This is a genomic window from Heliomarina baculiformis, from assembly GCF_019966545.1.
Classification (GTDB): domain Bacteria; phylum Pseudomonadota; class Alphaproteobacteria; order Rhodobacterales; family Rhodobacteraceae; genus Heliomarina; species Heliomarina baculiformis.
The window spans coordinates 1-21,217 of record NZ_JAIMIC010000015.1 but is presented as its reverse complement, the minus strand read 5'-3'; the positions used below and the strand labels follow the sequence as shown (position 1 = coordinate 21,217).

General features: G+C 62.5%; 28 protein-coding genes. 2 read left to right on the top strand and 26 right to left on the bottom strand.

The features are described from left to right. Positions 1-2: 2 nt before the first annotated feature. The 13 genes from MF268_RS22790 to MF268_RS22730 form a co-directional block, all read right to left on the bottom strand. Positions 3-704 carry an RES family NAD+ phosphorylase gene (locus MF268_RS22790; protein WP_238373069.1) on the bottom strand — a complete coding sequence of 234 codons (702 nt, stop codon included), beginning with the start codon at positions 702-704 and terminating at the stop codon, positions 3-5. Then, entirely contained in the window at positions 701-1,102 is a 402-nt protein-coding gene (locus MF268_RS22785; RefSeq protein WP_238373092.1) for an MbcA/ParS/Xre antitoxin family protein, read from the bottom strand. The genes MF268_RS22790 and MF268_RS22785 overlap by 4 nt, the downstream gene beginning before the upstream one ends. Positions 1,103-1,160: 58 nt before the next feature. After that, a complete protein-coding gene (locus MF268_RS22780; RefSeq protein ID WP_238373068.1) occupies positions 1,161-1,805 on the bottom strand; it encodes an antitoxin of toxin-antitoxin stability system in 645 nt (214 codons plus the stop codon). After that, the gene (locus MF268_RS22775; RefSeq protein ID WP_238373067.1) at positions 1,798-2,217 is read right to left on the bottom strand and encodes a hypothetical protein; all 420 of its coding nucleotides are present in this window, start codon (positions 2,215-2,217) and stop codon (positions 1,798-1,800) included. The genes MF268_RS22780 and MF268_RS22775 overlap by 8 nt, the downstream gene beginning before the upstream one ends. Before the next feature lie 75 nt (positions 2,218-2,292). Then, a complete protein-coding gene (locus MF268_RS22770; protein WP_238373066.1) occupies positions 2,293-2,490 on the bottom strand; it encodes a hypothetical protein in 198 nt (65 codons plus the stop codon). 1 nt (position 2,491) lies between these two features. After that, the gene (locus tag MF268_RS22765) at positions 2,492-2,869 is read right to left on the bottom strand and encodes a DUF6915 family protein (protein ID WP_238373065.1); all 378 of its coding nucleotides are present in this window, start codon (positions 2,867-2,869) and stop codon (positions 2,492-2,494) included. Positions 2,870-2,879: 10 nt separating this feature from the next. Then, positions 2,880-3,371: a DUF6878 family protein gene (locus tag MF268_RS22760; RefSeq protein WP_238373064.1), complete on the bottom strand. Its 492-nt coding sequence runs from the start codon at positions 3,369-3,371 to the stop codon at positions 2,880-2,882. A gap of 102 nt (positions 3,372-3,473) precedes the next feature. Next, entirely contained in the window at positions 3,474-3,992 is a 519-nt protein-coding gene (locus tag MF268_RS22755; protein WP_238373063.1) for a DNA repair protein RadC, read from the bottom strand. A 106-nt stretch (positions 3,993-4,098) separates the two neighbouring features. Further along, entirely contained in the window at positions 4,099-4,539 is a 441-nt protein-coding gene (locus MF268_RS22750) for a JAB domain-containing protein (RefSeq protein WP_238373062.1), read from the bottom strand. Between the two features lie 128 nt (positions 4,540-4,667). Next, positions 4,668-5,867, bottom strand: a complete 1,200-nt coding sequence (locus tag MF268_RS22745) for a DUF932 domain-containing protein (RefSeq protein WP_238373061.1) — start codon at positions 5,865-5,867, stop codon at positions 4,668-4,670. 125 nt (positions 5,868-5,992) lie between these two features. Next, positions 5,993-6,622: a LysE family translocator gene (locus MF268_RS22740; protein WP_238373060.1), complete on the bottom strand. Its 630-nt coding sequence runs from the start codon at positions 6,620-6,622 to the stop codon at positions 5,993-5,995. Continuing rightward, positions 6,622-7,074: an Lrp/AsnC family transcriptional regulator gene (locus tag MF268_RS22735; RefSeq protein ID WP_238373059.1), complete on the bottom strand. Its 453-nt coding sequence runs from the start codon at positions 7,072-7,074 to the stop codon at positions 6,622-6,624. Before MF268_RS22735 ends, MF268_RS22740 begins: the two co-directional genes overlap by 1 nt. 202 nt (positions 7,075-7,276) lie before the next feature. Continuing rightward, positions 7,277-7,681, bottom strand: a complete 405-nt coding sequence (locus MF268_RS22730; RefSeq protein WP_161763811.1) for a single-stranded DNA-binding protein — start codon at positions 7,679-7,681, stop codon at positions 7,277-7,279. Between the two features lie 566 nt (positions 7,682-8,247). On the opposite strand from MF268_RS22730, the gene MF268_RS25510 reads away from it, so the two are divergent. Continuing rightward, on the top strand, positions 8,248-8,430 hold the full coding sequence (locus MF268_RS25510; RefSeq protein WP_420485457.1) for an H-NS histone family protein: 183 nt from the start codon (positions 8,248-8,250) through the stop codon (positions 8,428-8,430). 296 nt (positions 8,431-8,726) lie between these two features. Here the strand turns inward: MF268_RS25510 and merA are convergent, their stop codons facing one another. Genes merA through MF268_RS22700 form a run of 5 tightly spaced genes read right to left on the bottom strand, consistent with a single transcriptional unit; the run spans position 8,727 to position 11,267 of the window. Further along, positions 8,727-10,160 (bottom strand): mercury(II) reductase, encoded by a 1,434-nt coding sequence (gene merA / locus MF268_RS22720; RefSeq protein ID WP_216338284.1) that lies wholly within the window; start codon positions 10,158-10,160, stop codon positions 8,727-8,729. After that, on the bottom strand, positions 10,157-10,297 hold the full coding sequence (locus MF268_RS22715) for a hypothetical protein (RefSeq protein WP_238373058.1): 141 nt from the start codon (positions 10,295-10,297) through the stop codon (positions 10,157-10,159). The genes merA and MF268_RS22715 overlap by 4 nt, the downstream gene beginning before the upstream one ends. A 33-nt stretch (positions 10,298-10,330) precedes the next feature. Continuing rightward, positions 10,331-10,549, bottom strand: coding sequence for a mercury resistance system transport protein MerF (merF, locus tag MF268_RS22710; protein ID WP_216338286.1), 219 nt, complete (start codon positions 10,547-10,549; stop codon positions 10,331-10,333). A gap of 4 nt (positions 10,550-10,553) precedes the next feature. Beyond that, a complete protein-coding gene (locus tag MF268_RS22705) occupies positions 10,554-10,859 on the bottom strand; it encodes a heavy-metal-associated domain-containing protein (protein ID WP_216338287.1) in 306 nt (101 codons plus the stop codon). An 18-nt stretch (positions 10,860-10,877) separates the two neighbouring features. Further along, a complete protein-coding gene (locus tag MF268_RS22700; RefSeq protein WP_216338288.1) occupies positions 10,878-11,267 on the bottom strand; it encodes a mercuric transporter MerT family protein in 390 nt (129 codons plus the stop codon). Positions 11,268-11,343: 76 nt separating this feature from the next. Here MF268_RS22700 and MF268_RS22695 point away from each other — a divergent pair, with 76 nt between their 5' ends. Next, entirely contained in the window at positions 11,344-11,760 is a 417-nt protein-coding gene (locus MF268_RS22695; protein WP_216338289.1) for a MerR family transcriptional regulator, read from the top strand. Between the two features lie 238 nt (positions 11,761-11,998). On the opposite strand, the gene MF268_RS22690 is transcribed toward MF268_RS22695, so the two are convergent. The 8 genes from MF268_RS22690 to MF268_RS22655 form a co-directional block, all read right to left on the bottom strand. Next, positions 11,999-12,163, bottom strand: a complete 165-nt coding sequence (locus tag MF268_RS22690; protein ID WP_165375273.1) for a hypothetical protein — start codon at positions 12,161-12,163, stop codon at positions 11,999-12,001. A gap of 387 nt (positions 12,164-12,550) precedes the next feature. After that, positions 12,551-13,024 (bottom strand): hypothetical protein, encoded by a 474-nt coding sequence (locus tag MF268_RS22685; RefSeq protein WP_238373057.1) that lies wholly within the window; start codon positions 13,022-13,024, stop codon positions 12,551-12,553. Positions 13,025-13,123: 99 nt separating this feature from the next. After that, positions 13,124-15,280 carry a ParB/RepB/Spo0J family partition protein gene (locus MF268_RS22680; protein WP_238373056.1) on the bottom strand — a complete coding sequence of 719 codons (2,157 nt, stop codon included), beginning with the start codon at positions 15,278-15,280 and terminating at the stop codon, positions 13,124-13,126. A 114-nt stretch (positions 15,281-15,394) separates the two neighbouring features. Next, positions 15,395-16,528 carry a helix-turn-helix domain-containing protein gene (locus MF268_RS22675; RefSeq protein WP_111550029.1) on the bottom strand — a complete coding sequence of 378 codons (1,134 nt, stop codon included), beginning with the start codon at positions 16,526-16,528 and terminating at the stop codon, positions 15,395-15,397. 203 nt (positions 16,529-16,731) lie between these two features. Next, positions 16,732-17,655, bottom strand: a complete 924-nt coding sequence (locus MF268_RS22670) for a ParB/RepB/Spo0J family partition protein (RefSeq protein WP_238373055.1) — start codon at positions 17,653-17,655, stop codon at positions 16,732-16,734. Then, positions 17,645-18,790: a plasmid partitioning protein RepA gene (gene repA, locus MF268_RS22665; protein ID WP_157729110.1), complete on the bottom strand. Its 1,146-nt coding sequence runs from the start codon at positions 18,788-18,790 to the stop codon at positions 17,645-17,647. The genes MF268_RS22670 and repA overlap by 11 nt, the downstream gene beginning before the upstream one ends. A 293-nt stretch (positions 18,791-19,083) precedes the next feature. Next, positions 19,084-19,968 carry a recombinase family protein gene (locus tag MF268_RS22660; RefSeq protein WP_111550027.1) on the bottom strand — a complete coding sequence of 295 codons (885 nt, stop codon included), beginning with the start codon at positions 19,966-19,968 and terminating at the stop codon, positions 19,084-19,086. Between the two features lie 58 nt (positions 19,969-20,026). Then, the gene (locus MF268_RS22655) at positions 20,027-21,157 is read right to left on the bottom strand and encodes a tyrosine-type recombinase/integrase (protein ID WP_238373054.1); all 1,131 of its coding nucleotides are present in this window, start codon (positions 21,155-21,157) and stop codon (positions 20,027-20,029) included. Between the last annotated feature and the right edge of the window lie 60 nt (positions 21,158-21,217).

The window sequence follows — 21,217 nt, the reverse complement described above, 5'->3', positions numbered from 1 at the left end:
CGTCAGCCGACGGCCGTAAGCGAGTAGTGCGGTGTCCCGTCCCAAACAAGATCCCAAGACGCGCCAGGCCGGACGTTCTGGATGGCGTGGGGCTCGAAGCAGACGAGGCAATTCCCGCCCGGCGCGGGAGCCCGAACTGAGGGGTAGATCAGGCCCCGCGATCCAGCCCGGCGAAGATGTTGGGCCAGGCTTTGGCCCTCGGGATATCCGACAGCCGGATCGGGATGCAGCGCTGGGTGTTCCGGCTCATCGGTCAGATCATCGAAGATCCCGATGAAATCCGCCAACAATTCCACATAGCGAGCGCTGTCATGGAAGCTGCCGGTAAAGCCGAGTTCACGGGTGCGGTGCCAGGCCACTTCGCTGACAGAAACCATCACCTCCCACGCGCAGTACCAGGCGCCACGATCTTCGGTGTTGAAGCGGTTCCCGCCGGCGCGGGTATAGGTGAAGGCGGCGTTGACATGGCTGTCGCCGTAGATGCGCAGATCTCGGCTGCGGCGCTGCCAGGCCAGCTCGCGCGGGTCCAGATGCGGGTTGCGGCCACGTTCCGCCAAAAGACGGCCGCTGGTCAGGCCCTCGATCTCCGCCAGGATCTCCATTTCGTCATCGGTATCAACGAGACCCCGCAAGGACGGTGGCTTGTGGTAGGTGGCTGGCAGGAGACGAACGAGACCACGATCGGAAACCTCGGTCTGCTTCATGCCCCACCACGCAACGCATCGAGATAGGTCCGCACCGCGAGGATCTGCGGCAAGCCACCGTCGATGGCAGTGTCAACCGGACGGCTCCCTCCGAACAGCGGGCCGGTGTTCGGTCGGGTAAACCAGCTTCGCGCAAGCGGCTCGGAGAAGTAGAGTTCCAGCGATTTGTAAATGCCGATAACGGCACTGAGCCGCAAAAGCTGATCCTTGGTCAGTTCCCCCGCGAAATCCGGCTTCTTGGCGCGCTTCCAGGTACTCTCTGACATGTCGGCAAGGCTAGCCGCTTCCTTGAGGCTGAGACCCCAGGCGTCGGCCACGCGCGCATAGGCCTTCAACGCGACGGCGTTGATCTGTGCAGGTTCCCGGATTTTCTCAGCAACGTACATGGCGTCCTCCATTGACATCAATGTAGATCATATGGCCTTCTTGTAAAGATCAAATGAACTGCCTGCGCTCTCACCCGAACCGCTGCCCGGCTTCCGTGAACGTATACTCGTTCACGATAATCCCCTCCTCGATGGCCTCGTCCGAGGTGAGGTGGTCGTATTCGGCCTCAAGCTGGCGGTAGAGCCAGCGGGCCAGATCGCGCAGCGCCTCGGTCACGATCTCCTCCGCGTCCTCGGTCGGCGGCTGCCAGGTCGGGCTGTCGCGCGTGACGTCCACCGACATGCTGTATTCGTGGTAGTAGCGACCGCGGTGGTTGGCCTCGGCGGCGAGCTGGTAGAAGTTGCGCCGCTGGATGGCCTGCAGCCGGTCGGCGATGCCATGTAGCGTCGCGTCGGTCGGGGCGTAGTCCCGGATGCGCGCAGCGACGCCCTTCGCGTGACCAAAGTACCCTTCGAACGACGCTCCATCACCCTGGCTCCAGAAACCTGAAAACCAGATGCAGGGTTTGGCCCGCGTCCCGCCGCCCATCAGCCGCACAGGCGTGGTTTTGAGCCGGACGCCGAGAATATCGCAGATGCGCTCGAAATCTTCGTAGACCGCGTCCCACCAATCGTCGTGAGGCCCAAGCTCGCGATACCAGCTGCGGGCCTTGTCCTTGGCTGCATCCGAGAGCTCGAGGAACTGGTAGACTGTTGTGCAGATCACCTCAGGCATAGACGTCCTCCCCGTTCAGCGCGGCGGCCAGCCATTCTTGCGTGCTGGTCCAGCCGATGGATTTGCGGGCACCAAGATCGATGACATGCGCGCGGCCGCCGAAGGCGTCGAGGCGCGGCCGGGAACAGGTCAGCCCGTACTGGAACCCCCAGAGGCCGGTGAGGTCGAGGTCTTCTGCCAGGCGCAACACGAAGCGGATAACCGCCTCGACATCGCCGTGCTCGTCGTCATGGATCCAGAGCGTGCTGTCCTCGGGAGCATCCTGGCGCACGAGATCGAAGCCAGCGACCTCCGGGTCGTCAGCGTCCTGATCAGCTTCGCGCAGTTCTTGGAACAGCGCGAGCGCGCGGACGGCCTTGTCGGGTGTGCCGACGTCGAGCAGGCACGAGAATTGGGTGAAGTAATCCGCCATGGGGACCTCCTGAATGGGGAAAACCCGGCCGGGCGGCCGGGCGTTGTGTTGGAATAAAGGGGTGGTTGGGGGCGATCAGCCGGCGGGCTCGTCGCCCCCCGCCTGTCGCGCGGCATGCGCGCAAAGCATCTGCCGGTAGAAGCGCTTGCGCGCGCCCCGGAAGCTGCGAACGGCGCGCGTGTCGGGGTGAAGCGCCCGGACCGCCGCGCGAACCACTGCCAGTGGCGAAGCGGTCGGCGGCAAGGCAAGACGTAGATATGTGGGATCGGTCATGTCACGTGACCTCGACCACGGGCGAGGCGAGATGCGGATCGACCAGTGCCTCGATCCGCGCGGTCCGACCCATCCAGGGCTCGGGCCGGATGGCCTTCACCCAGTCAGCAAAGCTCGGGATGAAGCCGAGGTCTTCCTTCACATGTTGCTCGCCGACCCAGCGGGTCGGGATAATGCGCCCGGTCGAGAGGGTGAGGGTCGGACCGAAGATCGTCTCGGCCATGAATATGCCCTCGGCATGGTGGCGTAGCGCCCGGTGCCGGAAGTCGGCCGTGATCTCCTTGCTCTGGTCGAACCAGGTATGCACGGCGATGAAATCATCGACCGTGCCGCCCCATTTCTTCACTGAGGACAGGGCGTGGTGATAAGGATGTGCCATCGTCGCCCCCTCAGAAATCGTGCGTGTAGAGTTCGGACGAGGTGAAGCGCTCGTTGAACTCGAGATGGATGCAGCGGGCCGCGGCGTCGAAGCAGAACTCGCCGTAAGCGCCGTCGTTGTTTTCCCAACCGCCATGGGTATCGGAGAGGAAGTCGTAGGTGAGCTGCTCGACGACATCCTCCAGTGACAGGCTGCGCATCTCGACCTCGGGGTCATCCCAGGTCAGCGCGGCATAGGGGATTTCGGTTGCGGGAAAATCGACAGCCGTCTCACCCGCCCAGGCGCCGATGCTTTCGATCTGGCCGCTGTCACCGGCGCCGTCGAAGGTCACGGTGACATTGGTGATGCCGGCGGCCATGAGGCCATCGAACAGGCGGTCCTTGTTGCCCGGGCGCAGGGCGAGGGTCCGGGCGGTGCGTTCGGCATGCGCGGCAAGGATCGCCCCGAAATCGACAGTGGAAGGCCGCAGCGGGGCGGCCAGAGTGGGTTCAGTCTGGGTCATGGATAACTCCTTTCGGTGAGGACAGGTCAGACCCCCGGGTGGCGCACTCTTCTGCCCCCCGAAGGCTCAAACCCTTCCCATCCCTCCTCTGTCTCTCGGGCGTCACGCCGCGTTCTGCAGCGCGCGGGCGGCAAAAGCGCGCCAGAGCGGGTCGACAAGGCGGGCATCCAGCAGATCGGCACGGTGACGCAGCCGCTGCGCCAACTCAGGCTCGCGCCAATCAATGGCACGGCCAGCCTGGGCGCGAAGTTGAACTGCCTCGGTCACGACGGCCCGCGCCTCAAGAGCATTGGCGACAGGGTGGCACCAAGCCACAGCGCAATGACTGGCGGCACCGGCAAGAACCAGGCGCTGGTCGCAATCAAGGATGGCCAGAAGCTGCGGCGCGGCATCGGAGCCGTTGTCCTCAGCAAGCTCATAGGCCCCCTGCATGGCATCGGCCAAGGTCGCAAAACGCTCAACGACCACGGGTGCAGCGGTGCCCGACATCAGGGCCGCTGGCGTCCGGTGCATCCGGGTCAGCGCGAAAGGCAGGCTGGGATCAGAAGCGACAGTCCCACCATTTGTGCCAGGACCCATCGGGCGCGGGCTCGGTTGGATCGGCAGGGGAAGGTCAAACATGGCAATATCTCCAACGGCGCGGGAAGCCACTCTCCCCGCCTCATCCGTCAAAGACCAAACCGCCGCCCTCTTCCTCGAAGGGGCGGCGGCAGGTCTGTTGGCACCATCAGAGCTTGCCAAGGGCCCGCAAGCTCAGCTCCGTTCCGGCACCCACGATGATGTGGTCATGCATTGTCAGACCGAGGTATTTGCAGCCCTTCTGGATCTCCTTGGTCATGCTGAGATCGGCCTCCGACGGCGTCGGATCGCCCGAAGGGTGGTTGTGGATCAGGATCAGGGCGCTGGCGTTCAGCATCAGGGCCCTCTTGATCACCTCGCGCGGATAGACGGGGACATGATCGACTGTGCCGGTCGACAAAAGCTCATCGGCGATGATGCGGTTCTTGCGGTCGAGATAGAGGACATGGAATCGCTCGATGGGACCGCGAACCGTGAGCGCGCAATAGTCCATCAGCGCCTGCCAGCTGCCGATGACCGGGTTCTGGCTGAGGTAGCGGCCGAGGATATCGCGGGCCTCGAGAATGACGGTTTCTTCCTGGGGAGTCATAGGTGTCTCGCTGAAATGCGCACACCGACGCCCCCTGCCCTTTCGGGGCAAAGCCAACGGCGTGCATGTTGAGAAAAAGGCTACAGCGACCGCCCCGGTGTCGGGCGGTCGCTGCATGGGGCGCTCTGTCAGCCGACCCGGTCGAGCAGCTTCTTGGCGCGCCCTTCCATGTCGAGGCGGGCATCCTGCTGGGTCTTGTCGCGCGCCAGCCGCGTGATGCCCTGCACGAAGTCGAAGATACTCTCGGGCGGGCGGCCTTCTTCCATCAGCACTTTCTCGATGATCTTGCCGGACTCCGCCTTCGAGAAGCCCCGCTTGCGCAGGAAATCCGCGCGATCCTCATCGCTGCGCGCCACGATCTGCTGCCGCGCGGCCTTGATGCCGTTCAGGAAGCCCTGCGGCGAGGAATTGGCGAAACGCGTCAGCGCCGGGGCCGCCTCATGGGCAAAGCGGGAGGCGGCGTATTTCGAATGGCGGATCCGGATCTCCTGAAAATCCTCGACGCCCCAGAGGTTGCGGTTCTGGCACACTGCCCGCAGGTAGAAGCTCGCCATGCCGAGGGTCTTGGCGCCCACCTCCGAATTCCAGCAGTAAAAGCCCCGGAAGTAGAGGTCGGGAGAGCCGTCCGCCAACTTGCCCGCCTCGATCGGGTTGCGATCATCGACAAGAAACAGGAAGACATCGCGGTCCGAGGCATAGAGGGTGGTCGTGTCGCGGCTGATCTCGACATCAGGGTTGTAGACCCCGGTCGACCAGTCGAGCACGCCCGGCACCTTCCAGCGCGTGTCGCCCGTGCCATTGCCCGCGATGCGCTGCACCGCCTCGACCAGTTCATGGTCATGGATGCGGCCGTAGTCGGGGCCGGTGACCGCACGCAGTTCGGTGCGGCCGTCTTCCGTCTCGAAGGTCTTCACCTGCTCGGCGCGGTGGTTGGTCAGGCCGTATTGCAGGTTGATGCCCGCCAACGGCGCGGGCAACTGGCGCAGGTAGGACGCCGGCGCGCCGACGATGCTGGCAAGCTGGCCGAACGCCCAATGCGTGGGTGCAACCGGTTCATGTGCCTTCGGCAGCATCAGGTGCAAACGCTCGGGGTTATCGCGCGCGGCCTCGACGCGGATATCCGCCGTCTGCACCACCCGGCTGCGGCTGCGCTCGGACCGGCCTTTCACATTGGCCCAGAGATCATCGAGCGAAAGATACCGCTCGTCATCCGGCCGGTTGAACCATTCGGACGACACCCGCCCGTTCCGCTCCCCCCGGCTCACATCCACCTTCCAGCCACCCGCACGCGCCGGTGCGACCGGATCCAGAACTTCCACAACGCCCATCGGCTATCTCCCGCGACGAGCGCCGGGAGCCACTCTCCCAGCCTTCAACCCGTCACCGGGAAACCGGCACTCCTCTCACTCTCAGGGAACGCGGCAGCAAAGTCCAATGAACGGCCTCACGGATTTCATTGGACGGACCACGCCAGCAGAACCGATCCAATGGCCCAGATGCCGAAACCAAGCAGGATGATTGCCGAGACCCGCGAGGTCCAGATGGCGAAAGCAGGCGGCAGGCGGTGCCGCACCAGTGCCACGCCACCCGACAGCACGGTCCACCACAGCATCGAGCCAAGGACGACACCGGCGATCACCGTCAAGGCCGCCGACACACCCGAGGCCGAGGCCAGCCCCAATCCCGCAAAAAGCGCGATGAAAGACAGGATCGTCATCGGGTTGGTGATCGTCAGAAAGAACGTGGCTGCCGTCGTCCCGACCAGATCACGCGTGGACACCGTTGCCGCGACGACCCTCGGTTTGGCTTGGAATGTCTTCCAGCCCAAGTAGAGCATGAAGACGCCGCCCGCGAGGCGCATCGGAATGTCGATCCCGGTCAGGATGGCCGAAAACGTCGCGAAGCCGAAAGCCACGAGCGTGGCATAGACCCCATCGGCGATGGCTGTCCCCAACCCTCCCGCCACGCCAGCCAAGAAGCCGCGTTCGAGCGTCCGGTTGATGCACAGCGCACCGATCGGGCCCAGAGGTGCTGCGATGGCGAGCCCGAGCACCACACTCTTCAGGAACAGCGCGACATCCATCAGGCATCCCCGTCTGCAACGAACACCCCGAGAACCGGAGACGACAGGGCAAGGATCGTCTCGCTTCTACCAAGGAACCGGTGCGCTTTCAGCGCGGCCAGAAAGGGTTCGATGTCAGCGGGTTGCGCGAACCTGATCTTGATCAGATAGGACCATGCGCCCGTCACATGGTGGCATTCCAGAACATGGGGGCTCTCGGCAACGAAGCTGCGGAACAGGTCTTCATCGGCATTCTCGCGCAGGGCGACCCAGATGAAGGCAAGGACCGGAAGGCCCATCGTAGCGGGATCGGTCTCGACCGTGAAGCGCCTGAGGGTGCCGGAGGCACCCAGACGCTTGATCCGCTCGTTCACACTGGACGGGGCGAGGCCAACAGCATTGCCGATATCCGACAGCGACCGCCGGGCATCCTCGGAGAGGATCTTAATGATTTTTCGGTCGATGTCGTCCATGGCCGGTCTTTCTTCGGTGAATCAGAATGTCGACCGTTCTGTATTCGATATCGCTGCAAATCGCCATAGCTTTTTCGGTCCGCTTGGCGTCCTTCCTCATAATATGCGGTTGGCGAGGTAATAAGCCGAAAGTTTCGCGACTTCGGACGCGCCAAGAGACCCGGCGGGTTTCCCCGCCGGGCCCGAGGGGGAGACCCCGTTCTCAGAACGGGATCTCGTCGTCGCGGTCGACCAGCTCGGGGCTTTCGTTCTCGGCCGACTTCGGACGGCTCAGGAAGTCGACCTTCTCGGCGATGATCTCGCAGCCGTAGCGGTCGTTCCCCATGCTGTCGATCCACTTGGTGTAGTGGATGCGACCGTGGACGAGGACCTTCATGCCCTTTTCGCAATGCTCAGCGACCGTCTTGCCGAGACCGTTGAAGCAGGTGATGCGGTGCCATTCGGTGTCCATGACCCGGTAGCCGTTCTCGTCGCGCAGGACGCGACCTTCCGAGAGGCGGGGGCGGGAGGTGGCGAGGCTGAAGTTGGTGATCTTGGTGCCGCCCTGGGTGGTGCGGACTTCGGGGGTCTGACCGATGTTGCCGGCGAGGATGACGATGTTCTGCATGATAAGCTCCTGTGTTTCCTGTCTTCGGGACCGTCCCTTCGACAAGACCCGGAAAAAGCCCGTCGGGTGATGCGTGCACGGTGGACAGCATGGACACCGGAAACCCCCAAAGGACCGGGGTGGAGCGGGCAGGACGCCATAGGCGGCCAACACGGCCCGGGCTGACGCGGGGTTGCGCGCAGGAGACCGAACGGGATTAGGGGATTGTCAGTCGAAGGGATGGACCAGAAGCCAGAGAGGCGGAGGGAGCCCATGCCAGACCCTCTCATCTTGCCAATCGGGACTGCCTGAACCCAAGCCCAGCACCCCACTGGCGGCGAAAATGACGATCACCGGCTCCCGCCATCCCTCGTCTTGCCTGGCGGGAGTTGCGGGGCCATGCCCCGGCGGGCTATCGATACCGGAACATTCAGAACACGAGGCATAGCATGGCTGATTACAATCTCGAGGCGTTGTCGCTTCCCGAGCTGAAGAAAATGCAGAAGGACATCGCCAAGGCAATCTCCACCTTTGAGGATCGATAGAAGGCGGAAGCCCGCACCAAGCTCGAAGCTGTGACCAGAGAAATGGGCTACTCCCTGGCGGAACTGGGCGGGACAGACAGCAAGGCCAAGCGCGCCCCAGTCGGACCAAAATGCCGGCACCCTGAGAACCCAGCCGTCACCTGGTCCGGTCGTGGGCGTAAACCGAAGTGGTTCGTGGACGCGCTGGCTACTGGCACACCTGCTGGTGACCTGGAAATCCGCTGAACTATCACCAACCCTGCGGCTAAAGAACCCGAGGCTGCGCGGTGCCCGACACGTTCATTTGAGCCTGGTGCCCGCGCAAGACATAAGCGGCCTCATCTGGGCGCTCAGTGTGGCTAGCACCTTCAAGCGACCGTGACAGAGCGGCGGACTGCGGTCATTCGCTGCGCTCGCCCTGAATGTCGGGTTCGCAGACGCCGACCTGCCACAGTGGTGGCAGTTTACGTACTCGAGAGCGTGATTGGCCCAAAAAACGGCCGTCGGTTCAAATGGGTTGCAACACTTGTTCCTTTGCTGGATCAGCCCGCGCAGCACGACAGCTTCGCGACATCCTTGTCGAAGGTCTGCGCGGCGAGCTTCAGCCCCTCTACCGTGGTCAGATAGGGGAAGATCGTCTCGCCGAGCGCCTTTGTCGTCATGCCGACCTTGAGCGCCATGGCGAGCGTCTGGACACTGTCGGCTCCCTCCGGCGCCATGATCACGCCGCCCAGCAGGCGGTCGGTCGCCCGGTCCGCGACCAGCTTGATCAGGCCGCGCGTGTCGCGGGCGGCGAGCGCGCGGGGTACGTTGTCGAGGGTCAGCACACTGGTCTTGACGTCATGACCCGCCGCGCGGGCCTGCGCCTCGGTCAGGCCCACGCCTGCAACCTGCGGATCGGTGAACACCACCCACGGCATCGCGGCGTTTTCGTAGCGCTCCGCCCCGCCCAGAACGGCGTTGCGGGACGCGAGCTTGGCGCCATAGGCGGCCATGTAGACGAACTGGTCGCGGTCGGTGACGTCGCCTGCCGCGAAAATGCCGGCCTTCGTGGTCTGCATGTCGTCGCCCACCCGGATCGCGCCGCGCGCGTCGGTCTCGACGCCCATCTCCGCGAGGCCCAGCCCCTCGGTGTTGGCTGCGCGTCCCGTCGTCAGGACGAGGCGGTCGGCCGTCAGATCGCGTTCGGCGCCGTCCACCGTCACCGTCAGGACCGCACGGGCCCCGTCGCGCCGTGCGGCGTCGTAGGTCGCGCCATCGACAACGGCGACGCCCTCGGCGCGCAGCGTCTCCGTCAGCGCCCGGGACACCTCCGGCTCGGTACGCGGCAGCAGGCGCGAGCGGCAGAGAAGCGTGACGCGGGTGCCCATCCGCGCCATCATCTGCGCCAGCTCCACGCCGATATAGCCGCCGCCGAGAAAGATCAGGCTCTCGGGCAACTGGTCCAGCTCCAGCAGTGATGTGCTGTCGAGCGATGGTGCGTCCTGGACCCCAGGGATGTCGGGCACGGCGGGTCGGCCGCCGGTGGCGACGATGACCTTGGGTGCCGTGATCCTGCGCCCGCCGACATCGACACCGCCGGGGACGAGCCGCGCCGGACCCTCGTCGAGATAGGTCACACCGCCGTAGCCCGGCAGCAGATCGGCGTATTTCTTCTGGCGCAGCGTCGCCACCAGATGGTCCTTGGCCGCAATCAGCGCCGACCAGTCGGCGACCTGCGCCTCGCCGTTCAGGCCCGGGAACCGATGTGCTGTCTGCGCACCGTGCATGGCTTCCGCGGCCCTGATCATCGTTTTGGAGGGCACGCAGCCCACGTTCACGCAGGTCCCGCCGATGGTGCCATGGCCGATCAGCGCGACGCGCTTGCCTCCCTCGGCGGCGGTGATCGCGGCCGAGAAGCCGGCCGATCCGGCGCCGATCACGGCAAGGTCGAAAGTATTCTGGTCTGATTGGGGAATGGTGCAGCAGTCGTTCATTGTGAAATGTCTACGGAGGTTTCATCCGACCGCTTGGTCAGCAGATAGGTCGCGGCCACGGCTGCCGCCATCAAAGCGAGGGTAAACGTCCAGCCCGGGCCGAAACTGGTCATCGTGGAGAAGCAATTGGTCATCATTGTGTATCCTCTCAGGTGTCGTTTTTTCAGGTGTTATTTTTTGCGCCGTTGCCGCCGCAAAGTCGCATACACGGTCAGTGCGACGAAAAAGGCGAACGCGGGCAGCAGCACATAGTCGAGCCAACCCAGCCAGGCTGACAGGCCCACGGCACCGAAAAGCACCACGAGCACCGGCGTGAAGCAGCACAGCGCCGCGATGACGGTGCCGACGATCCCTGTCGCGATCAGCTTGCGGTCGGACTGCCCGGTCATCTCGTCAGCCCGCGACACGCGCCGGGTAGCCTGCATTGGCCGACGCGGTTGCGATGGCGTCGGCGCTGGTCGCGGCGGTGTCGAAGATCACCGTTGCGGTGCGCGCCTCGAAGTCGATCTCGACGGCGCGCACGCCCGCGACGCCCTCCATCGCGCGCTTCACCGTCACCGGACACAGCGCGCAGGTCATGTTGTCGACCGCGAAGGTGACGGTCTGCTCGGCGGCGACGGTCTGCGCGGCAGCAGGGATGGCGGTGATGTGTGCTGTGGCGGTCAGGCCGAACAGGGCGAGTGCAAGGATCTTCTTCATGGGGATGTCCTTTCGGGGTCAGTAGAGAAGCGGGGCCCACCAGTCGATGGTGAGCGCGGCGACGACGAGGATCAGGGAAGCCCAGAGCGCGGTCTTTGTGATGCGCGCCGAGGCTGGCCTTGCGCAGTAGGAGTCGGGTTCGCAGACGGTCGGCTTGCGGAAATACAACTGCCAGAAACCCGCCGCGATGAAGCCGAGCGCGATCACGGCGAAGATCGGCTTGTAAGGCTCCAGTGCCGTCAGGTTGCCGATCCAGGCCCCCGAGATGCCGAGGGTCAAAAGCACCAGCGGCCCGATGCAGCAGGCCGAGGCGAGAAAGGCGCCCAGCACACCGCCCGCCGCGAGCCAGCCCTTTCGGGCGAGGCGATCCGCGCCCGTGCTGTCCGTTCTGTCGTCTGTCAGCGCCATGTCGCGCACCTCTCGTCTGTGATTGACGATTAGTGTAGGGTCTGTAGCAACTACAGGCTCAAGAGGAAATTTGCCCATGATCGATCACGAGCGCGAGAGCGGCTTCACACGCGGAGATCTTGCCCGGACGACCGGCTGCAATATCGAGACGATCCGATATTACGAGAAGACCGGCCTGTTGCCCGACCCGCCCCGGACCGACGCCGGCTACCGCATCTATTCCGCCGCGCACGCCACGCGCCTGCGCTTCATCCTGCGCGCCCGCGAACTCGGGTTCTCGATGGAGGACATTCGCGGGCTGATGGGGCTCGAAGACGGCACGGCGCCGACCTGCGCCGAGGTCAAGGAACGGACGGAGCGGCACCTTGCCGATGTCCACGCGAGGATCGCGGATCTTCGGCGTATCGAGACGGTGCTGGCTGAGACCGCATCCAGATGTTCAGGTGCCGAGATTCCGGAATGCCCCGTGCTTGATGCGATCTCTCGAGAATGAACAAATGCTGCAAATGTTCACAACATAGGGTAAATAGACATTCACAGAGTTGAACAGGAATGACCGGAGTGGGCCGAACACGTCTATCATCCTGACCTTGTGGCGGTCGTATTGCGACTGGCGCATCCTCGGCCTCGGGCCGTCTAGCGATGCACCATCGACGGTCCGCTGTGCGAAGGCCCCGCGGATGGCGCGCGCGAGGGCGGCACTGCGAGAGTCTGCCGAGGTAACCGTGGGCCTAAGCCCACGGGTCAATCTCAACAAGCACCTGAACCTCGTCGCCGTCGATTTCATCGGCGGGGACGGCGCCGAAGGTTCCATCCCCTGCCTGGAAGACGACGATCGAGACCATGAGCGTGGCGGCGAGGGAGGCTGCGAAGGCGTGTGCATCTTTGCGGGACATCTGTTTGGCTCCTGTCTGGGAGGCGGGGGACCATCCCCCGCGCGACAGGACCCCGCAGGCCCGAATACTGGCTGACATCACCGGGTGCGTTCGGCTCGCCCGAATCCACCCGGCGGCACGGGCTTGCCCCGTAGTCCGACCCCCCGCGGGTTGATCTCGAAGACGGGATTCGGGGCAAGGAAGGGAATGGCGAGCGGGGGATGGTGCCCTGACGACTGGAGCCGGTTGTCCCGCTGATGCTTGGAACGCCGCCAGCCTCCCGGCCACGCTCTTGGTTGAAGACTCCATCTTTGGGGATTGATCCTTTGGTGCCCCGCTAACTCAAAGGACGAGGCTGTGATGGTTGAGAGGCCCGCGCTTGGGCGGGCCCCTCGGTTTCAGTTGGGCTCAGGCGGCCAGGTCCGCGCCCCCTGCCCTTTCGCCCTGTTCATCGCCGACGATTTCAAGCCGCGCGTTGCGGTATCCTTCCTTGGCGATCCAGAGCTCGGCCGCAGTGACGGACTCCGCCAGATGCAACAGCTCCGTGTTGCCGCCGAAGTCCAGAAGCACGCACACCTGCCCAGGCTTCGGCTCCTCGGCCACCTCGAAGACAAGGGCGCTGTCAGCCGAATGACTGCGCATGATGGTCACGAGGATCACCCCCTCCGAGGAGAAGTTACCCTCATGCAGCGTGAACGACGCGGGAGCCGTCCAGGTCGGATAGGGCCGGGGTGGTTCCTTTTTCACAAGACGGCCAACGCCGTTCGAGCGCTCCCAGGCGGCAAGCTTCTTGGTGAAGCGTGCCGGCGGCTTGGGACTGCCGTCGGTGTAGCGAATGAGCGCCCCAAGGGGCGCGGTGTCGATGATGGTTGTTGCAGACATGATTCCTCATTCCGAATGCGAGAAATCGCACTCATCTTATTGATATTGTTATATTATAGGGTGATTTGGGGCGGAATATCCGCCCCTTGCTGAACTTCGTTACTCGGCGGCCAGCATCGACGCGCTTTCAGCAGGCAGGTCATCCGTCAGGAATGCAGGAAGGTCAGCTTCACTGACGCTGTCAGTCGCTTCGGCACAGTCCTCACCGTCCAGCGCCACGAGATCGTTCCGGCGCAGGACTTCGGGCAACCAGCCGCTGCCCTTCAGCAAGCGCTCGGCCTCACTGGCCATCTCGCCCTTCTTCAGGTGATCGAGGAGCTGTGCAGTCCCCTCCCCTTTCGCCTCGCGCACGGCCTCGAGGATGCGGGCCTTGGGCACGCGGTTGAGATAGGTGTCGACCGTCGGCTCCCATCCCGCCTCGACCATATCGAGACCTGTCGCGCGCGCCACGAGATCGGCATGCGCCATACGCCGGGTCAGACCCCCTGCAGAGATGCCTGCCCCGTAAGGGTTCACCTTCTCATGCAGCGCGTTGACGCCGAAGCTGAGGCAATGCGCCAGCAGGGCCAGCCGACTGCCCTGGTCGAGGATCGTCAGATAGTCCCAGAGTGCCGCATCATCGCCAAGCGGCAGATCGGCTTCCCATTCCGCGTGACGCTCGTCGACCAGCTTTGCCACCACGCTGTCCTTCAGATCGAGCGCCTGCGCCGACATGTAGACCTGACGCACTGAGACTTCGAGACAGCTGCCCGAAGCAGAGGAGGTGCGGAAGGTGTCCGTCACCAGCTTCAGCAGCAGCAGCGTCAACGCCACATCCGGCGAGCGCCCGATCGCTTCACGCAGAGCCAGCGTCCGGTGGGCCGTCAACTCCATGACCAACCGCTCGGGCAGCGGCTTCAACGCCCCGTCGTCCTCATCCTCCGGCAAGTCAGCTCCGATCGGCTGGCCACCCGACATGATGACGGTTCCGCCATGAGCGGCACTGCCATGGCCATCGGCGAGACCACGATCATCCCCCTGCCCCGCTACCGCAGGATCAGTACCATCCTGGACCGCGGCCTCCTCAACAGGCTCATCCTCTGGACGCACATACCCGCGATAGACTGCCAGAGCGCCGTAGCGGTCGAGCGTGACGAACGCCCCTGCCCGCCCGATCTCCTCCGCGTCGAAGATCAACGGCCGGGTCTCGATCTTTTCCATCTCCGTTTCCAACACGCCAAGCCGCGTTTCGACCTCGTCGGGGATGTCATCCTGATCCGCGTATTCCTCCTCGAGCGCCCGGTACTCGACGAGCAGCTTGGCATGGGCCGCACCTTCGTCATCCGTCATCGGTGCCGGATCGCCGGACAAGGACCGCAGCCCGTGGCTGTAGCCGTAGGGCAGGTCGAGTGCGATCTCGATCCACTTCCAGCCCTCAACCGCAACCGTCTCAGCCTCAGCATTGAGTTTTTCCGTCACCAGCCGATCGAGCAGGGCAGGGTCCTCGAGCCAGCCACCGTCATCGCCTTGGAAGAGGTCATGCAACATCGTGCCGCCCGCTGCTTCATAGGCCTCAACACCCACAAAGACCGCACGTCGGTCGTATGCCCGGACCGAGGTCTCGGTCAGCATGCGCCGGATCTGGAATGGCTCCTTGTTCCAGGATGAATGGATCACATCCCAGACCTGAACCTGACGCGCGTGATCGGGGTTCACGGTGAAGGCCATGAGCTGCTCCAGCGTCATGCCATCCTCGGCGTAGACCTCAAGCAGGGCAGGGGCGACGGAGGCAAGTTTGAGGCGCTGCTTCACGATCTGCGGCGTCACGAAGAAGGCCGCAGCAATCTCTGCATCGCTCTGACCCTTATCCCGCAGGGACACAAACGCGCGGAACTGATCGAGCGGGTGCAAGGCGACGCGCTGCATGTTCTCTGCAAGGGAATCGTCCTCGGCCAGAATCTCGGAAGCAGCATCGCGGACGATGCAGGGAATGGGCGTGGTCTTTGCCAAACGCTTTTGCTTCACCAGCAAGGACAATGCTTGAAACCGCCGTCCCCCGGCCGGGATCTCGAACTTGCCGGTCTCGGTCCCATCGTCAGCCAACACGGGCCGCACGCTTAGGCTCTGCAACAGACCGCGGCGGGCGATGTCTTCGGCCAGTTCCTCGACGGACACGCCAGCCTTGATGCGCCGCACGTTGGACTGGCTCAGCACCAGCTTATCAAAAGGGATATCCCGGGAAGGGGACAGGGTGATTTTCTGGACAGCTTTGGTCATCAGATCTTCTCCACGACGGGCGTCGGAAGCCACTCTCCCGATCTCACTTCCCGTCACCCTCAAACCAACAATCCTTTCCCTCTCGATGATCGTTCTTGACCGCGGTCAAGAAGTTCACGTGGGAGCAAGTTGTGTGCGTAGGATCCTTTCGAAATAGGCGTCAGGGTGTTTGATCGTGTCTGCTCTTGCTATCAGGTAGTCGAAGACGAGAAGCAGTTTTCCCGCGCCAGCTTTCTGGATGCCATACCGAAGTTCGTCTTGTCTTATTCTAAGCAATCGACCGAGCTCGTATAGAATGCGGGTAAGGGCTTCTCCTGTCCGCGGCGGTTCTGGGAAAAATCCTGCAACATGGGTGAAATCCTCCCATGCCATGCGTGCTGGGTCTCGGTTCATCGTCGGGTTGGTTTTTGCGGTTTGTTCACTGCGATTGACCGTAGAGGGCGCAATCTTTTTAATATCTTTTTTTATAGACTCTATGTGCCGGACATTTTGTCCGTTTGTGGCGGGCAGATCGTTGGATTCTGGTGCATAACGTCGGTGTTCGATAGCTTGTAAATTATCTTCGGAACCAGCTTTTTCTGCGGCATGGTGTTCACCGTAGCTTGCGTCGGTATCGGCTCCGAGGGCTCTAAGTTCCGAGATAACGCTCAGGACTGCATCAACGGTTAATGTTGCTCGACGCAGGACATTTCTGATCATGTTGAGGGTAGAGAGCTTTGCGTCATCGAAGCGTGTCTGTTGGAGTAGCGAAGTTCGTAGGGCCAACGCCTCAGCCTTCAGTGAGCGCAAGCGCTCGCGTTCCTCGGTGAGTTGCAAGGCTTGCGTCGCGAGCGAGCCGTACCTCTGGATTAAGGGCTTCAGGTCGATGCCAAAGGCATCTCTGATAACGCCTCCATACCGCAGCGGAAAGCGTTTGCCATTTGCTGAGTTCTTGCGTTCGATTAGTTCAGCAGCTGAGAGGCGTCCTAGGCTGCGTCGAAGTGTTCTCTCATCGAGTCCATTTGCGCGCTCTGACAGAGAAGCGTTCGACGGGAACACGACAGTGAGCGTAAGTCGCTGGCTGTCCTGAATCTCACGTTCTTTGCGGGGTAGGAAGCTAATGAGCGCGGTCAGAACGGCGAGGTCATTGGTTGTGAGACCGAGCTCCTTCCTCAGTACGCGAACTGGACCCAGAAGCTCGTAGGGGTTAGGGCAGGGCAGAGATATCCGTTCCGCCAGGGCGGTCGTTGTTTCAGTTGCATGTCTCATGGTGTTTCGGAAGAAAAAGCTTCCCCGTTCACCGCGAGCGGTGTTGAAATCGATTCGTTTTGGGGGTATCAATCAGGTGTCGAGACTGATTGAGGCCCTTCGGAAGCATCGCTTTCGGGGGGTCTTTCTTTTTCTAGCCGGTCCTCCTTTCGTTTTCTGCTCGTTGCTTTTGATGTCTTGACCGCGGTCAAGACACGGGGTCGTCACTCTGGCCCGTCTTGACCGCGGTCAAGAAGCTCCATGACCAGCTTCCGGACTGCCTCCTCAACACGAGGGACAAGATCAGCGTCCACATCGATGGTGATGCGGTTGCCCTTTCGGCCGATCTTCACGCGCTCACTCGGATGTGTCTTCTGCGTCGATGGTTTGGTGGCTGTCAGCAAGGAAACCGCCGCTTCGAGACGGTCGGGGCCCGGTATGTTGCGAGGGATTTCGCCGGCAATTTCTTGGGCTCTCGCGACGTCTTTCTCGCACAGCCTGAAAAGCTTTTCCCAAACCCGTCGGCCAACACCGTGTGCAGGTCCGATAGCCTGGATCAGTTCCATCGGAATGCCCGTAGCGATACGGTTCATCCGCGAGACGAGCGATTCATCGATCTGAAGTGCCCGATACGCGATCGTTTGAGCGTTCTTGCGCGTTTCGTCGGTTTTCCCAAGTTCTCGAATGATCCCGGCGACAAACAGAGCCCTTTCGATGAACGATGGGTCTTGACGCGCATTATTCTCCACGCCTTGGGCAATGAGAGCTTCCTCGTCGGTCATCTCCATGACCGTGGCGCGCACTTTCTGACCAAGTTGGCGACAAGCGAGAAGCCGACGGCGTCCATAGACGATCTCAAGCGCACCGTCCTGGGTTCGGCGAACCAGCACTGGAACCTTTTGACCGTGCTCGCGGATCGAAGAGACAAGCTCATCCAGACCATCGCTTGGATCGATGCGGTCCATGACCGCGGACATCCGTATGGCGGTCGGGTCGATCAGCCGCGTGGCGTGTTTATCTTCTTCGAGCACGGATGCTTGTGCGCGAGCTACAGTTGGGCTCGTTCGCTTCACATCCAGATCCTCGTCCGAAGGCGGCGTTTTGCCCATCGCGTTCTTGAGTGAGTCCCCGAAGACCTTACGCGCCATGGCTACGCCCCCATGCTTTCAGGATTTCGCGTTCGACTTCGTCGGTCACGCGCGAGACGGACTCGATCGCGCGCTCGTAAGTTCTGCGATTCACGTCGCGAGGTTCGACCTCGAAGATGCTCTGCTGGGTGTTCGCAGCATCACCCACGGCTGTTGATTTCAGGAACTCGGCAGACAGCACGGCATCCCCGAGGACTGTCCGAAGCAGAGACGAGATCTGCACCTGCGGACCATCCGTATTTTCGTAGCGGGTGATCAGAACGCGCACGAAGTTCAGTCCATGTTCCGGGGCGTGTGCCTCGACGACGCCCATCAGGTTGCTCGCCATGCCCAGAAAGCTCGCCAGCGACATGACATCGAGCATCGACGCGTTGAGCGGGATCAGGACCCCAGTTGATGCAAAGAGTGCAGAGATCACAGAGAAGTTCAGCTGCGGTGGGGTGTCAAATATCACCACATCATATCGGTTGAGGACGGGCTCAAGCGCTTCCCGGATGCGGCTATGGAACGTGGTAGCGCCGTGCCTGAAGCTCAAGGCGACCTCGAACTCGTACTCCATGATGTCCATGGATGCTGGAATCAGATCCACAGTCGGGAAGTTCGTTTTGCGAATGATATCTGCTGCGGGCAATGGATCGTCGGATCGGATAAGATCGTATGAAGTCGGCATATCCGGATCGAGCTCGGGAGTAACCCCGAACAGGTTTGTCAGACTTGCCTGGCTGTCTAGGTCGATCAGCAAGACCCGGTAGCCGCGCAGACCCAGTAGTTGTCCTACATGGGCAACAGATGACGTCTTTGCCGAACCACCCTTCAGGTTGAAGATCGTCAAGACCTGACAAGCCTCTCCCGGTCTTCTGTGCGGGTGTTCTTCTGGCTTGATCCTTCCAGTCTCGAGAAGTACGCGTTGTGCCTCGACCATCTCCTCTGCAGAGAAGCTACGGCGGTTGCCGCCCTCCAGGACACCTTCGGGAAAGCCTTCGAGGTTTGACACATGATGGCGAAAGGTATTCTGATTAATGCGAAGCAGTTCAGCCGCTTCCCGCATGGCGAAGCGTCGGAGGCCCTTCTGAGCGTCCGGTGGGAAGGTTTCCTGCGCATGTTCACGCAACCGACTACCAAGCCGCTTGGACATGACTTCAAATCTCTGGGAGGCCCGTATCCCGTTCATCACTGCCCTCAAGTCTTTATTGTTTTGCAAAGCTTAACAGATATTGTGGATAAATCCAGACCAAACCGTTGAGCGGCCTGGGGGCGTTGAAGGCACCGATTTCTGTCGACGGTAAACTGTTAAAAATCAGCGTCTTGGGCGACTGCGCTCTCGCTCTACTTCAACACCTCGTTGCCAACTACGTAGTGACCACAAGATGTATTGTGAGTGCGTACAGAAATCAGTCGGCAGAATCGGATGGGCGATTCTCGGGAATCTCAATCGAGCAGCCCCAGCCTCTCAGCCCGCTCCAGTAGCATCTTGACCGAAGAAGGCTGCCAGCTTGTCCGCCCGCGTGGTGTGCGTTCGCGCATCGCTTCCAGCCGGGTACAGATCGCCTGAAGCGTGATGTCGGGGTCCGCGCCCTTGATGCCGGCGACGATGGCGGGCAGACGGTCGCCGGTTTCGCGGCGCCCGGCGCGGGCCAGCACCTCGGCCGGCAGGAAGCCGTCGCGGACATAGGCATTCACAGCGCGCAAGAGACGGCTTTGGGTCCAGCGACGCGCCTCGGGCAATGGGCCGTTGATGATGCGCACCACGTCTTCCCAGGCCAAGTCGGGTCGCAACCGGCGCACATGGGGCACCCAATCTTGTGCCGTCTCGTTCAGACGCTCCATGTAGCCGTCTTGTCGCGCCAGCCGCACTTTGCGAAGAGCAGCAGGGTCTTTGGCCCGCAGTCCAGGGTTCCCGCCGACCCGGCCCTTGGTACGGGCGCTCGCCAGCCCCGCCTTGGTACGTTCCCGGATCAGCGCCCGCTCGAACTCGGCCGCGGCGCCCAGAACCTGCAGTGTGAACTTGCCTTGCGGGGATCCGGTGTCGATCGGGTCCTGAATGGAACGAAAGAACGCACCCTTGGCCTCCAGCCGCTCGATCACCTCCAGCAGATGCGACAGGGATCGCGCGAGGCGGTCAATCCGCACGACCACCAGCGTGTCGCCCTTGCCGATGCGCTCCAACACCCGCGCAAGCACCGGCCGCGCACGATTGCCGCCCGAGGCCTGTTCTTCATGGATTTCGGCGCAGCCTGCGGATTTCAGGGCCTGCGACTGGGGCAGGGGGGTCTGATCTTCGGTCGATACGCGGGCATAACCGATCAGGGGCATCAAAACAGTCTTTTTGCAGTTCTATCTATCACTACTAAACGACCGAATGACCGCGCGATCAGAGCCCGGCTGCCTTCGTCAGGTTCACGCGGAACCTGTCTCGGCGGCGCTGGTAACGGCGGGTCATTTCGGCGCTTGCATGGCCAAGCTGCTTTTGAACGTAACGCTCGTCGACCTCGGCCGAACTGGCCAGGCCGGCGCGCAGGGAGTGGCCAGAGTAGAGTTTGACGCGTTCGGCATCGGGCAGGTCAGGGCGCAGGCCCGCCTTTAGAGCGCAGGCTTTGATCAGCCTAGCGATATGTTTGTCGTTCAACCGTGTTTGCTGCGCGCGCTTGCCATCACGGGTCACGCCGGTGAAAACCGGCCCGAAATCAACTTTCGCGAAGTGCAGCCATTGCTCGAGCGCATGCACCGGGCAGGTTTGTTCCGAAGATCCGCGCCCAATCTCGACCTCACGCCAACCGGTCTTGGCGTTCAGGGTCAGCACCGCGCCATCCTCGAGGATCTCGATCCAGCCGCCGGAGTCCGGTGTGTCGTCCTTGTGCACGTCGAGGCTGACGATTTCCGAGCGGCGCAGTCCCCCAGCGTATCCCAGCAGCAGGATGGCCCGATCCCGCAGCCCGCGCAGGTCATAGGGCAGGGTGGCCACCATCGCGAGGATGTCCTCGGCCAGAATGGCTTCCTTCTGCACCGGCGGACGCGCGTGCTTGCGCTTGATCCCCGCCAGCACCGTGGCGATGTGCCGGTTCTTGCGGTCAAGGGTGAACCCCCGCTGCGCGACGTTCCAGGCGAGGCCCGACAGGCGGCGGTCGATGGTCGAGACGGAGAGGGGTCGGGACGCCGACTGCGAAGGCGAGGGGCCTGACCCGGACGCGAGGTCTGCAAGATATAGCCCGATCAACTCCGGCGATGGTGGCAGCGGCTCGGCACCCTTCATCCGGCACCAGCGCGCGAAGTGTGTCCAGTCCGTCGCATAGGCTTTCAGCGTGTTATCTGAGGCCGCGGCCCGGGCATAGTCGCGGGCCGTATCGACCAGTCGATCGAGCGTGCCGGACCCCGCCATAGAGGAGGGCAGGCGCAAGGCCTCGCCGTCGGGGCGATCTCTCTCGCTGTCGTCGTTGACTGAGGGCCCGTTTGGCGGGTCTGAGCTCGATTTCTCGGTGTTTTCCGACTGTCGTTCTTGTTCCATTGGTGGACACTAACGTATTGATATCACTATGTTCATGTTCTTGTTTCATTCCCGGATTAT